Annotated in this window: 12 protein-coding genes; 4 read left to right on the forward strand and 8 right to left on the reverse strand. The window is 70.1% G+C overall.

Features of this window, described 5'->3' with window-relative positions:
- Positions 1–351: 351 nt before the first annotated feature.
- The 3 genes from BR70_RS20090 to deoC all read right to left on the reverse strand — a co-directional run bounded on the left by BR70_RS20090 (position 352) and on the right by deoC (position 2,970).
- On the reverse strand, positions 352–942 hold the full coding sequence (locus BR70_RS20090) for a type IV toxin-antitoxin system AbiEi family antitoxin (RefSeq protein ID WP_051596727.1): 591 nt from the start codon (positions 940–942) through the stop codon (positions 352–354).
- Positions 943–1,137: 195 nt separating this feature from the next.
- Complete coding sequence (locus BR70_RS0107805) at positions 1,138–2,091, reverse strand: ROK family protein (protein WP_027465608.1); 954 nt, start codon at positions 2,089–2,091, stop codon at positions 1,138–1,140.
- Positions 2,092–2,238: 147 nt separating this feature from the next.
- Positions 2,239–2,970: a deoxyribose-phosphate aldolase gene (deoC, locus tag BR70_RS0107810; protein WP_027465609.1), complete on the reverse strand. Its 732-nt coding sequence runs from the start codon at positions 2,968–2,970 to the stop codon at positions 2,239–2,241.
- Between the two features lie 43 nt (positions 2,971–3,013).
- On the opposite strand from deoC, the gene BR70_RS20095 reads away from it, so the two are divergent.
- Genes BR70_RS20095 through BR70_RS0107830 form a run of 4 tightly spaced genes read left to right on the forward strand, consistent with a single transcriptional unit; the run spans position 3,014 to position 7,170 of the window.
- A complete protein-coding gene (locus tag BR70_RS20095) occupies positions 3,014–4,546 on the forward strand; it encodes an SDR family oxidoreductase (RefSeq protein WP_035808300.1) in 1,533 nt (510 codons plus the stop codon).
- Positions 4,543–5,127: a GDSL-type esterase/lipase family protein gene (locus BR70_RS0107820; protein WP_027465610.1), complete on the forward strand. Its 585-nt coding sequence runs from the start codon at positions 4,543–4,545 to the stop codon at positions 5,125–5,127. Before BR70_RS20095 ends, BR70_RS0107820 begins: the two co-directional genes overlap by 4 nt.
- Positions 5,127–5,567, forward strand: coding sequence for a DUF6804 family protein (locus BR70_RS0107825; RefSeq protein ID WP_027465611.1), 441 nt, complete (start codon positions 5,127–5,129; stop codon positions 5,565–5,567). Before BR70_RS0107820 ends, BR70_RS0107825 begins: the two co-directional genes overlap by 1 nt.
- 49 nt (positions 5,568–5,616) lie before the next feature.
- Complete coding sequence (locus BR70_RS0107830) at positions 5,617–7,170, forward strand: stealth conserved region 3 domain-containing protein (protein WP_027465612.1); 1,554 nt, start codon at positions 5,617–5,619, stop codon at positions 7,168–7,170.
- Between the two features lie 585 nt (positions 7,171–7,755).
- Here BR70_RS0107830 and BR70_RS0107835 read toward each other — a convergent pair.
- From BR70_RS0107835 to ctaE, 5 genes are all read right to left on the reverse strand, one after another.
- Entirely contained in the window at positions 7,756–8,715 is a 960-nt protein-coding gene (locus BR70_RS0107835) for a phosphodiesterase (protein ID WP_027465613.1), read from the reverse strand.
- 165 nt (positions 8,716–8,880) lie between these two features.
- Entirely contained in the window at positions 8,881–10,569 is a 1,689-nt protein-coding gene (qcrB, locus tag BR70_RS0107840; protein WP_027465614.1) for a cytochrome bc1 complex cytochrome b subunit, read from the reverse strand.
- On the reverse strand, positions 10,569–11,633 hold the full coding sequence (qcrA, locus tag BR70_RS0107845; protein WP_027465615.1) for a cytochrome bc1 complex Rieske iron-sulfur subunit: 1,065 nt from the start codon (positions 11,631–11,633) through the stop codon (positions 10,569–10,571). Before qcrA ends, qcrB begins: the two co-directional genes overlap by 1 nt.
- A gap of 33 nt (positions 11,634–11,666) precedes the next feature.
- Positions 11,667–12,476 (reverse strand): cytochrome bc1 complex diheme cytochrome c subunit, encoded by an 810-nt coding sequence (gene qcrC / locus BR70_RS0107850; RefSeq protein ID WP_027465616.1) that lies wholly within the window; start codon positions 12,474–12,476, stop codon positions 11,667–11,669.
- A gap of 21 nt (positions 12,477–12,497) precedes the next feature.
- Entirely contained in the window at positions 12,498–13,136 is a 639-nt protein-coding gene (gene ctaE / locus BR70_RS0107855; RefSeq protein ID WP_027465617.1) for an aa3-type cytochrome oxidase subunit III, read from the reverse strand.
- Positions 13,137–13,180: the final 44 nt, after the last annotated feature.

Here is a 13,180-nt window from a genome sequence, read left to right on the forward strand (position 1 = left end):
GCCTCCCGTGCCTCCCGCCCGTCGACCGGTCACGACTCGTCGCACGGGCACCGTCGACCGGTCACGAACCGTCGGCCGCGGCCCGGCCAACCGACAGTCCGTGACCACTCAGCGGACATGAGCGGGGTGTCTTGACCGCCGCTACGCCCGCACGCGCCGGACCGGAGGCCCACGGCAGCCCCGCTCCGCGCCTCCCGTGCCTCAGCCCCATCCGCCGGTCACGACTCGTCGTACCGGCACCGCCGACCGGTCACGAACCGTCGGCCGGGGCCCGGCCAACCGACAGTCCGCGACCACTCGGCGGACGTGAGCGGGGTGTCCTGACCGCTCGGCGAACGCGCCGGAGACGCCCTAGAACGCAGCGCCCCCGGCCGCATCCGGCAGCCCCGGCAACCCCGGCAGCCCCCACAACCGCCGCTCAGCCTGCCGCACCATGGGAATCGTCCCGAGCGACCTCAGCCGCGCCTGCAGCTCGGCAGCCGTGACCGCCCCGATCGCGAGCAGCCCGTGCACGGCCGTCGCCTCGGCCACCCCGAACGCACCGGCCGTCGGCCCCGGCGTCCGGAGCAGGTCGACCGCGGTCCGCGCCGGCAGCGTGACCCGCAGCCGCGAGAGCTCGACGGTGTCGGCGACGTCGATCCGGACCTCTCGCAGGCGGACGTCCGGCCCGACGTGCACCCGCACCTGCGGCGGGATGCAGGCCTCGAGCGGCGCCGGCGGCCGGGACACCGCACCCCAGATCCACGCGGCGGTCAGCGTACAGGCGATCAGGCGCGCGTCCCGCAGGACCCAGGCTGCAGCGGCGGCGCGCAACCACGGCGTCTGCGGTTCGGCGGGGGAGGCCCAGCAGGGACCGACGGCGACCAGCTCGCCGGCCAGGACCGCCGCACGCAGCTCGGGTTCCGGCCAGTCGTCACTGGTCAGCAGTCGCGGGCGGGGCACCCGCACATCCTGCCCGACCTGCGCGGGCGACCGACAGGCCTGTGGACAAGCCACCGACCGGCCGGGAGGCTCGTGGCGGGCCCGCACCGCGCCTCCAGGCCGTCGCCGGTCACGTCCACGGCGTGGGCCGCGTCGACGACGCGACCAGCCACGGCCGCGCGCCGGATCGGGCCCGGACGGAGGGGACGCGCGCGCTCAGCGCAGGACGTCGGCGCGGTGCACGAGCGCAGCGGCACCGATGAGCGGACCGTCCTGGGACAACCCGGTCGGCACGATCTGCACCTTCGTGACGAACCCGAACTCGACACGCTCCGCCACGGCCTGCCGGGCGTACTCGAACAGGTCCGGCGTGACGTGCGAGAATCCGCCGCCGATGGCGACGATCTCGAGGTCGACCAGGCTCGTGGCGGCGGCGATGGCCTGCCCGAGGGCACGGCCGCTCCGCTGCACCGCGGCGACGGCGATCTCGTCGCCGGCGGCGTAGGCGGCCGAGAGCTCCTCGCCGGTCGTGCCCGCGAAGCCCTGACGACGTGCCCAGGCCACGGTCTTCGGGCCGCTGGCGATCGCCTCGAGGCAGCCGGTGCCCCCGCAGGCGCAGGGGTCGTCGTAGCCGCCGCACTCGACGTGCCCGATGTGGCCGGCGTTGCCCGTCGGTCCGCTGACGGTGCGACCGTGCAGGATGAGCCCGCCGCCGACGCCGGTGGAGACGATCATGCCCATGACGTGCTCGTACCCCTGGGCCGCGCCGACCCAGTGCTCGGCGAGGGTGATCGCCAGGCCGTCCATGCGGAGCGTCACCGGGACGTCATCCGGCACGAGCGCCGCGATCCGGTCGCGCAGCGGGTGGCCACGCCAGACCGGCATGTTGAGCGGGGAGACGAGGCCGTGCTCCTCGTCGACGGGCCCGGCGGAACCGACGCCGACACCCACGAGCGTCGCGTCGACCGGCAGCGCGCCGAGCGCGGCCGTGACGACCTCGTCGACGGCGGCCTGCAGCTCGTCCGAGGTTCGCTGCGGCCCGGTGGGGCTGCGGAACCGGGTCGCCGGCAGCACGACACCCTGGTCGGTGACGAGCGCGGCCTCGACCTTCGTGCCGCCGAGGTCGACGGCCAGGGCGAGGGCGGGGGACTGGGGTGCGGTGCTGGACATGCGCGCTCCGATGCGGCGGTCTGGAGGCACGGTGCGGGTCGCCGACGCGTCGTCGCGTCCGGTGGGCACCGGCCTGGTCGTGGTGGGTCGTGCTGGGCGCGTGGGCTCAGCCCGGTGGGCTCAGCCAGGTCGGCTCAGCCCGTGGGTTCAGTAGGACGTCGTGTCGTCGCCGAGCGCCGAGGCGGCACCCGTCTCGGCGCGGTGCGCGACCTCGTCGAGGATGCGGGCCGAGGCGCTCGTGCCGATGCGGTTCGCGCCCGCCTGGACCATCTCGAGCAGGGTGTCGAGCCCGCGGACACCGCCGGAGGCCTTCACGCCGGTGTCGGCACCGACCGTGCGGCGCATGAGCGCGATGTGCTCGGCCGTCGCGCCGCCGCCGGCGAACCCGGTCGAGGTCTTCACGAAGGCCGCGCCGGCGGTCTGTGCCGCACGCGAGGCCGCGACGATCTCGTCGTCGGTCAGGAACGCGGTCTCGAGGATCACCTTGACGACGGTGTCGCCGGCGGCGTCGACGACCGCGCGGACGTCCTGCTCGACGCGCTGCCAGTCGCCCGACTTCGCGGCGCCGATGTTCTGCACCATGTCGAGCTCGAACGCGCCGTCGGCCAGGGCCTGCAGCGACTCGGCGACCTTCGCCGCGGTGGACGTGGTGCCGTGCGGGAAGCCGATCACGGTGCCGACGCCGACGCCGGTGCCCGTGAGGCGCTCCACGGCGTGGGCGACGTCGCTCGGACGGACGCAGACGCTGAAGACGCGGTGGGCGGCGGCTTCGTCGAGCTGGGCGTCGACGTCCGCGCGGGTGAGTTCGGGCTTCAGGATCGCGTGGTCGATGAGGCCGCGGACGGCATCGACGGTGACGGGGAAGGCTGCGTTGTCCACCCGGCAAGCCTACCCGTCAGGCGTGCCGCGTAGCGTGCAGGGCATGCAGGTCCTCGTCACCGGCGCCACCGGGTACATCGGTGGTCGTCTCGTCCCTCGTCTCCTCGAAGCCGGCCACTCCGTCCGGGTGTTCGTGCGCAACCCCCGGAAGCTCCAGGACGTCCCGTGGAGCAGTGAGGTCGACGTCGCGGAGGGCGACCTCCAGGACGCCGAGGCGGTGCGCGCCGCCGTCGACGGGATCGAGGCGGTCTACTACCTGGCCCACGCGATGGGGGCCGACGGCGACTTCGAGTCGGCCGAGCGCGAGGCCGCCGAGACCATGGCACGCGAGGCGAAGGCGGCCGGCGTCAGCCGGTTCGTCTACCTGGGCGGGCTGCACCCCGACGGCGAGCTGTCCAAGCACCTCCGCAGCCGCAAGGAGGTTGGGGAAATCCTCCTCGGATCGGGCGTGCCGACGGTGGCGTACCAGGCCGGGGTCGTGATCGGCTCGGGCAGCACCTCGTTCGAGATGATCCGGCACCTGACCGACGTCCTGCCGTGGATGCCCGCGCCGCGCTGGGTCCGCAACCACATCCAGCCGATCGCGGTCCGCGACGTCCTGTACTACCTGGTGGCCGCGCTCGACGTCCCCGCCGACGTCAACCGGACCTTCGACATCGGCGGCCCCGACGTCCTGCGGTACGGCCAGATGCTGAACGGCTACGCGGTCGAGGCGAAGCTGCCGCAGCGCCCGATCACGGTCCTGCCGGTGCTCACCCCGCGCCTCGCCGCACACTGGTTCAACGCCGTCACCCCGATCCCGCGCAAGCTCGCGACGCCGATCATCGAGTCGCTGCAGTTCGAGTGCGTGCAGCGCGAGCACGACATCGACGACGTCGTGCCGCAGCCCGAGGGCGGGCTCACCTCGTACCGTCGGGCCGTCCGCCTCGCGCTGAACAAGATGCGCAGCGGTCAGGTCCAGACGAGCTGGCGCAGTGCGACGCTCTCGAGCGCCTCGGCCGACCCGATGCCGAACGACCCCGACTGGGCCGGGCACACGGTCTACGTCGACGACCGGAAGCGGCACTCCAGTGCCTCCGCCGAGGACGTCTGGCGCGTCGTCGAGTCGATCGGCGGCGACAACGGCTGGTACTCGTTCCCGCTCGCCTGGGTCGCCCGCGGCTGGATGGACAAGATCGCCGGCGGCGTCGGCCTGAACCGCGGGCGTCGTGACCAGCAGCGCCTGGAGCAGGGCGACGCGCTCGACTGGTGGCGCGTCGAACGACTGGAGCGCGGCCGGTACCTGCGGCTCCGCGCCGAGTTCAAGTCGCCCGGCCGTGCGTGGCTCGAGATGACCGTCACACCGAACCCCGACGGCGGCAGCGACTACCACCAGCGGGCGATCTACTTCCCGCAGGGACTCGCCGGCCGGCTGTACTGGTACGGCATCCTGCCGTTCCACGGCATCATCTTCCCCGGTATGGTCGAGCGCATCACCGCCGCCGCCGAGCGGGAGTCCGACCACACCGGGTCCACGCAGCGCAACCGGACGCAGCAGACCGAGACCCCCGAGCCGGCGCACGAGGAGGCAGCATGACCGACGACCGCAGCCCCGTCCTCTTCCTGGGGGACAGCATCACCGAACAGGGTGACTGGGACACGTGGCTCCCCGACGAGCACACCCTGAACCAGGGCATCGGCGGCGACACGACCGACGGCGTGCTGACGCGCCTCGACGCCGTCGTCGCCGAGCAGCCCGAGGTGATCGTGCTGCTCATCGGCACGAACGACTTCGGCAACCACCGCGCCAGCGCCGAGCACGTGGTCCGCAACGTCGAGACCATCCTCGTCACGCTCCGCCGCGAGCTGCCGGGCGTACGTCTGCTGCTCGTGTCGATCCTGCCCCGGCAGGCCGAGTACGCCACGAAGATCGAGCAGGCCAACCGGCACCTCCGGCAGTTCGTCGCCACCTGCCACGCGCAGTACCTCGACGCCTGGCCCGCCCTGGCCGACGGCGACCACCTGGACGCGCGCTTCACCGAGGACGGCCTGCACCTGACCGAAGACGGCTACCGCGCGCTGGTCGGTGAGCTGGTGCCGGCGCTCGAGCGTGTCCGCGACCTGCCGCCGATGTCGCGGTCGATCCAGGCGATCGACCTCGACGGTTCCTCGGACTGATGGCCGCACGCAAGGGGCGGCCCCCGGTGGGGTCGTCCCAGCACGGCGTGCCCGCAGGGTCCCCTCGACCCGCACCGGCCGCACCGGCCGCACCGGCCAGCGGTGCCCGTGCCACGCCGCCCTTCACCCGCCCCGCACTGGCACCGTCGATGATCGCGGCGATCGTGCTGCTGGCCTGCGTCGCCATCGTCGACTCGTCGGGCTTCGTCTTCGCTCGCTGGGGCGTCACGGTGCTCGCGTTGATCGTGCTCGTCTTCAGCGTGCGCGGGAAGGTCTGGTGGGCAGCCCTCCTCATGGCCGCCGTCGCCGTCTGCTGGAACCCGCTCGTCACGGTGCCGATCCCCGGACAGGTGTGGGCGGCCCTGCAACTGGTCGCCGCCGCGCTCTTCATCGTGGTGGGCATCGTCGTCAAGGTGCCCCGCGAGTCGGACGGACGGTAGGATCGGCAGGTCGGGTACAGGACCCGACCGCACGACCCGAAGGGCATGGATGAACGACGAGACCGAGCCGGTGACCGAGAGTCCTCTGCTGAACCCTCGACCGTCCTCCGGCGGTCTCGACCGATCCGACGTCGTCGTCCGCAAGGGGCGACTGACCCTGATCAACGGACACCTCACGCCGCAGCAGTCGATGATCGAGGACCTGCTGTTCCTCGACGACGCGCTCACCGCGGCTGACGTCGACCACCTGCTCATCCGCGGCAACGACCAGCGCCCGGTGATCGCCCTCGACGAGCGGGACCGCCAGCGCGCGGAGAGCGCCGTGATGTCCGCGGCCGTCAACGAGCCCTTCTACGCGAAGCCCCCGGGCAAGCCGGCGGTGCTCGTGCAGGACGACGGACTCGGCTCCGTCGAAGAACCGGTGCTCCGCGTGTTCCGCCCGCGGCTCGAACCCCTCGGACGCCTGCGCTACGGCGCCGAGACGAGCGTCCAGCTCGAGTTCTGGCGCGTCACCGACATCGAGGTCCTCGCTCCCGTCGAGAACGCCCTGATGCGTCGCAGCCTGCCGATCGACGAGTTCGTCCTCGTCGACATCGAGCGCTACGGCCGCACCTGGCGCACCGTCGAGCACATGTTCGACGACCACGTCTCGGACATCCGGTTCCCGATCGACATCGTCTTCTCGTGGGTCGACGGCAACGCCATCGAGTACCAGCGCGCCCGCCAGGCCGCACAGTCGAACGCCGTCCTGGGCGAGGGCGACGACGCCCCGGCCCGGTTCCGCCAGATCGACGAGCTGAAGTACGCGCTCCGCTCGGTGCACACCTTCGCGCCGTGGATCCGCAAGATCTACATCGCGACGGACTCCCCGGCGCCACACTGGCTCGCCGAGCACCCGAAGGTCAGGATCGTCCGCAGCGAGGAGTTCTTCGCCGACCCGTCCGTCCTGCCGACCCACAACTCGCAGGCCGTCGAGTCGCAGCTGCACCACATCCCGGGCATCAGCGAGCACTTCATCTACTCGAACGACGACATGTTCTTCGGGCGCCTCGTCGACCCCTCGGCGTTCTACAGCCCCGGATCGGTCACGAAGTTCATCCTCGCGTCGACCCGGATCGGCCTCGGCTCCAACAACCCGGCACGCAGCGGTTTCGAGAACTCCGCCCGCGTGAACCGCAAGCTGCTGCAGCAGCGCTTCGGTGCGGTGACGACCCGGCACCTCGAGCACGCGCCGACGCCCCTGCGCGCCTCGATCATGACCGAGATGGAGCACGAGTTCGCCGACGAGTTCGCAGCCACTGCGGCGTCACGCTTCCGCGCCGCCGACAACATCTCGGTGACGAACTCGCTGTACCACTACTACTCGCTGCTCACCGGTCGGGCGATCATCCAGGAGAACGCGGCCGTCGGGTACATCGACACGACCATGGTGTCCGGACTCAAGGCCCTCGACGAGCTGCTGAAGAAGCGGAACGTGGACTTCTTCTGCCTCAACGACGGCAGCTTCCCCGAGGTCAGCGACGAGGAGCGCACGCAGCGCGTGACGGACTTCCTCGAGCGCTACTTCCCGTTCCCCGCGCCGTGGGAGCGCCCCAGCGCGTAGGACGCGCCAGCGGCCTGCTGGGGCGCTCCGGGCGAGCCTGCGAGCCCGGTCCCACGGGACGCTTAGGACGCGCCAGCGGCCTGCTGGGAGCGTCCCAGCGCTTGGGACGCGCCAGCGGCCTGCTGGGGCGCTCCGGGCGAGCCTGCGAGCCCGGCGCCGGAGCCCAGCCGCCGGGTTCGGACGCGGCACCGACCTCCACCGGTCACGACTCCCCGCCAGCCACACACCGAGCGGTCACAGCCCGTCGGCTGCGCCGCCCGCAAACGACGGAACACGACCACGCGACGCAGCACCGGCGGTGTGTCGCGACCACTCCGCGGGCCGGGAGGCGCGAGTCGGGCCCGCCACGGGCCTCCCGGCCGTCGGGCCGACCGTCGGGACGCGCCCGCCGAGCGGTCACGACACCCCGTTGGCTGCCCGCCGAGCGGTCACGAACTGTTGATTGCCGAGCCGCCAGCCGACGGAACGTGACCACTCGCCGCGCCTTGACGGGGAGTCGTGACCGCACGCGGCCGCCCTTGGTGAGCAGAAGAGGTCGGGTCCGCATGACGGACCCGACCTCTTCTGCACGCGAAGTGCGCGGCGCTACCGGTGGACGGGGGAGACGGGCACCGAGTCGAGCGTGAACACCGGGATGCTCGAGGTGACCGGTGCCGGCTCGACGGCCGCGGGGATCGTCACGCCGTGCGCGGCGAGCTTCGCCTCGGTCTCGAGCGCGGAGACGGGCTGCCCGACGGTGGCGTAGTGCCCGATCGGCACCACCGAGTGGACGACGTTGTGGCCGTACACGTGCACGAGGTTGAACGACTGCGCACCGTCACGGCCGCGGGTGCCGCCCTGGTACTCGGTGAGGTCCTGGGTGTAGCAGGTGGCGCTGGCGACGGACACCGGGATGCCGGCGAACACGGCACTGGTCGAGTAGTGCAGGTGACCGGCGATGATGGCGAGGACGTCGCTGCCCTCGACGACCTCGGCCAGGGCCTGCTGGTCGCGCAGCTCGACGAGGACGGTGAGGTCCTGGACGCTCGGCACGGGCGGGTGGTGCATCGCCAGGATGGTGCCGTGCGGCGCAGCCTCGGACAGGACCTCGGCGAGCCAGTCGAGCTGCTCGGGGGAGACCTCGCCGTGGTGGTGCCCTGGCACGCTGGTGTCGAGGGTGATCACGCGGAGACCGTTGACGTCGTAGACGAAGTCGACCGGGCGATCGGTGGGCTGCAGGCCGAAGAGCTCCTGGCGGAAGGCGCCGCGCTCGTCGTGGTTGCCCATGGCCCAGATGACCTGCGCGCCGATGCGCTGCGCGGCCGGCTCGAGGATCTCGCGGACACGGGCGTACGCGCCCGGCTCGCCCTTGTCGGCCACGTCGCCGGTGACGACGATCGCTTCGGGACGCGTGCCCGAGGCTTCGATGTCAGCGACGATCTGCGAGAGCCGAGCGGCGGAGTCGACATCGCCGTACAAGTCGCCGTCCCCGGAGACGAGGTGCGTGTCGCTGAGGTGGAGGAGGAAGTGGTTCGGCCTGGGGTGTTCGGCCGTCCGGCTGTCCATCGGGGTCTCATTCCGTTGGCGGATGCGTGGTGCAACACGTTGCCACACCGTCCTGGACGAGTCCAGCACGCGGGAGTGAACCAGCCGTGAACTGGGGGCGGCGTGTTGCCCCTCACACGAAGAAACCCCCGCCACATCGTGACGGGGGTTGCTTCGTGCTACTGATCAGTGATCGCCGGGGCCGACCTGGGGAGCCAGGTGGCCACCCTCGAGGTTCGGGCCGTGGTGCGCGGCGTGCGCTGCCTCGAGCTCTGCCTTCGAAACCGGCTCGATGCGGTCCTCGAAGAAGAAGCGGGAGACGCCGGCGCGGACCTTCTGCAGACCCGTGATCTTGCCCTTGGCGTTCGGGCGGATCATCAGCGGCTTGTACTCGTTGAACTGCAGGAGCTTCCATCGCTCGTACTCGTCGAGCTGCTCGTGCACCTCGATGTACTCGCCGTGGGGGAGTCGGACGATGCGACCCGACTCGTATCCGTGCAGGACGATCTCGCGGTCCTTCTTCTGGAGGGCGAGGCAGACACGCTTCGTGATCCAGAAGGCGATGAACGGACCGAGGACCGTCGTCGCCTGGATCACGTGGATCACGTGTTCGATCGACACCAGGAAGTGCGTCGCGATGATGTCGGACGAAGCCGCCGCCCAGAGGCTGGCGTAGAGCGTGATGCCAGCGGCACCGAACGCCGTGCGCGTCGGGGCGTTGCGCGGGCGGTCAAGGATGTGGTGCTCACGCTTGTCGCCCGTGACCCACGCCTCGATGAAGGGGTAGAGCAGGATCGCCAGGATGAGGAGCACCAGGACCGCGATCGGCGCCAGGATGTTGAACGACACCGTGTAGCCGAACCACACGACCTCCCAGTGCGGCGGGACCAGTCGGAGCGCGCCGTCGGCGAAGCCGATGTACCAGTCGGGCTGGGTACCGGCGGACACCGGAGAGGGGTCGTACGGGCCGTAGTTCCAGATCGGGTTGATCGTGAACAGCGACGCGATGAGGGCCAGGATGCCCGCGACGATGAAGAAGAACCCACCGGCCTTCGCGGCGAACGCGGGGAGGATCGGGACACCGACGACGTTCTCGTTGGTCTTGCCCGGACCGGCGAACTGCGTGTGCTTGTTGATCACGACGAGCACGAGGTGGACACCGAGCACCGCGACGAGGATCGCCGGCAGCAGCAGGATGTGCAGCGTGTACAGGCGGCCAACGATGTCGGTCCCCGGGAACTCCCCACCGAACAGCAGGTAGGCGATCCAGACACCGATGACCGGGACACCCTCGATCATGCCGACGATGATCCGCAGACCGTTCCCGGAGAGCAGGTCGTCGGGGAGCGAGTAACCGGTGAAGCCCTCGGCCATGGCGAGGACCCAGAGCAGGAAGCCGAAGACCCAGTTGAGCTCACGCGGCTTGCGGAAGGCACCCGTGAAGAACACGCGGGCCATGTGCAGCATGATCGACGCCACGAACAGCAGGGCCGCCCAGTGGTGGACCTGACGGACGAAGAGCCCGCCGCGGATGTCGAACGAGATGTCGAGCGTGGACTGCAGGGCCGTCGACATCGCCACGCCCTTGAGCGGGACGTACGAGCCGTTGTAGACGACCTCGGTCATGGACGCCTGGAAGAAGAACGTCAGGAAGGTCCCGGAGAGCAGCACGACGACGAAGCTGTACAGCGCCACCTCGCCGAGCATGAAGCTCCAGTGGTCCGGGAAGATCTTCCGGCCGACTTCCTTGACGAGGCCCGAGATGCTGGTGCGCTCGTCGATGTAGTTCGCGACCCCGCCGATGATGCGGGATCCGCGCTCCGGCGCCGGCTTGTTCGTCGACGTGTTCGGTGCGGTGGTGGTGGTGCTGGTCATCAGCGTTCACGCTCCCAGAAGGACGGTCCGACCGGCTCGTGGAAGTCGCTCTGGGCAACCAGGTAGCCGTCGTCGTCGATCGCGATCGGAAGTTGGGGGAGGGGGCGTGCTGCCGGACCGAAGATGACCTCGCAGTTGTTCGAGACATCGAAGGTGGACTGGTGGCACGGGCACAGCAGGTGGTGCGTCTGCTGTTCGTAGAGCGCGACGGGGCAACCGACGTGGGTGCAGATCTTGGAGTACGCGACGATGCCGTCGTAGCCCCAGTTCTCGTGGCCCTTGGACGGGTTGAGGTCCTTCGGGTCCAGACGCATCAGGAGGACGGAGGCCTTCGCCTTCTCCTCCAGCATGTGCTCGGACTCGAGCATGCCCTCGGGGATGACGTGGAACACCGAACCGATGGTGACGTCGGAGGCCTTGATCGGCAGACCCGTCGGGTCCTTCGTCAGACGCAGGCCCTGCTTCCAGAAGGTGTGGCGGAGCAGCTCGTTGGGGTCCTCGGCCGGAGCGAGGTCACGGACCAGGACGATGCCGGGGAGCGGGAACGCGGCCAGGGCACCGATCATCGAGTTGCGGATCAGCTTGCGACGGCTGAAACCGGACTCCTTGTCGGCGAGCTGGAACGCCTCGACCGCCTTGGCGCGGGTCGCGTCGGTGCCGCGGGTGCCGTGGCGGAGCTCGGTGATCTCGCGGTCGACGACGAGCGACTTCGACCAGTAGACGGCGCCGAGGCCGAGGGCGAGGAGCGCGAGGGCGATCGATAGGCCCAGGAAGAGGTTCGCAGTGCGGACCGTCCCGAAGTCGCTCGGGTCGATCGGGAAGGCGACGTACGCCGCGATCGACAGGACGCTGCCGACGATCGACAGGTAGAAGTAGGCGGCGACCTGGCGCTCGGCCAGACGCTGCTTCTTCGGGTCGACGTCGGTGCGACGCGGGCGGTGCGGCGGCTCGCCCGGGTTCTCGAACGGGTCGACGGGGAGGACCGCGATCCCGGGGGAGGTGGTCGTGCCGTGCTTCTCGACAGCCGAGGACGAGTTCAGCGTCTCGTCGTCGTGCTCTGCCATGGTGTTCCCTTCAGTGTCGTTCGACACGGACGATCAGTTGGACTTCGCGGTCAGCCAGACGGTCATCGCGACGACCGCGCCGAGTCCGAAGATCCAGATGAACAGACCCTCGGCGACCGGCCCCAGGGAGCCGAGTGCGAAGCCACCGGGGGACTTGTTGTCCTGCACGTACTTGAGGTACGTGATGATGTCGGCCTTCTGCTCCGGCGTCAGGTTCAGGTCGTTGAAGACCGGCATGTTCTGCGGGCCGGTGAGCATGGCCTCGTAGATGTGCTTGCCGGAGACCGTCTCGAGGCTCGGGGCGTACTTGCCCTCGGTCAGTGCACCACCGGCGCCGGCCACGTTGTGGCACATGGCGCAGTTGATGCGGAACAGCTCGGCGCCTTCGGCGGCGTCCCCGTCCTCACCGTTGGTGAGCTCGGTGGACGGGACCGATGGGCCGGGGCCGAGGGAGGCGACGTACTGCGCGAGTGCATCGACCTGCTCGTCCGTGAACTGCGCGGGCTTCTCTTCGGCCTGGGGTCCCTGGGCAGCCATCGGCATGCGGCCGGTGCCGACCTGGAAGTCGACCGACGCGGCACCGACACCGATGAGGGACGGGCCCTCGCTCGTGCCCTGCGCGGAGAGACCGTGGCAGGTGGCGCAGTTGGAGGCGAAGAGCTTCTCGCCCTCGTTCACCTGCGACTGGCTCGAGGCGGCGACGGTGTTCGTGCTGTCGTCGGCGTTCGCCGTGGAGCTGAACAGTGCGTACGCGCCACCCGTGGTCATGAGACCCACGACGATGAGCGACACGGTCGCCATCGGTGAACGGCGGCCCTTCTTGGACTTGGTTCTGTTGAACATGTGCTGGGGGGTGTCCAGTTCCTACTTGAGAAGGTAGATGACGGCGAAGAGGAAGATCCACACGACGTCGACGAAGTGCCAGTAGTACGACACGACGATGGCGGTGGTCGCTTCCTTGTGGCCGAAGTTCTTGGCGGCGAAACCGCGGCCGAGCGTCAGCAGGAAGGCGATGAGGCCACCGGTCACGTGGAGCCCGTGGAACCCGGTGGTCATGTAGAACGCCGAGCCGTAGGCGCTGGAGGAGAGCGTCACGCCCTCGTGCCAGAGGTTGGCGTACTCGAAGATCTGGCCGCAGACGAAGATCGCACCCATCGCGTAGGTGACGAAGAACCACTCCGTCATGCCCCAGTGGCGCGGGTTCCAGCTCGTCCGGTGCACCTGGAAGCGCTCCGCAGCGAACACGGCGAACTGGCAGGCGAAACTGGACAGCACCAGGATGATCGTGTTCACGGAGGCGAAGGGCACCTCGAGCTTCGCGGTCTCGGTCGCCCAGAGCTCAGGGGACGTGCTGCGGAGCGTGAAGTAGATCGCGAACAGGCCGGCGAAGAACATGACCTCGCTGCCCAGCCACACGATCGTCCCCACGGCCACGGCGTTCGGCCTGTTGAGGGCCGGACCGCTGGCTGATCTGGAGAGAGAGGTGCTAGTCACGTCCTCCATTATGGCCGAAACCCCCGACAGTGTTTTCGCAGGAGACTGGCGGG

Origin of the sequence: Curtobacterium sp. UNCCL17, assembly GCF_000686685.1 — a bacterium.
Taxonomy (GTDB): domain Bacteria; phylum Actinomycetota; class Actinomycetes; order Actinomycetales; family Microbacteriaceae; genus Curtobacterium; species Curtobacterium flaccumfaciens.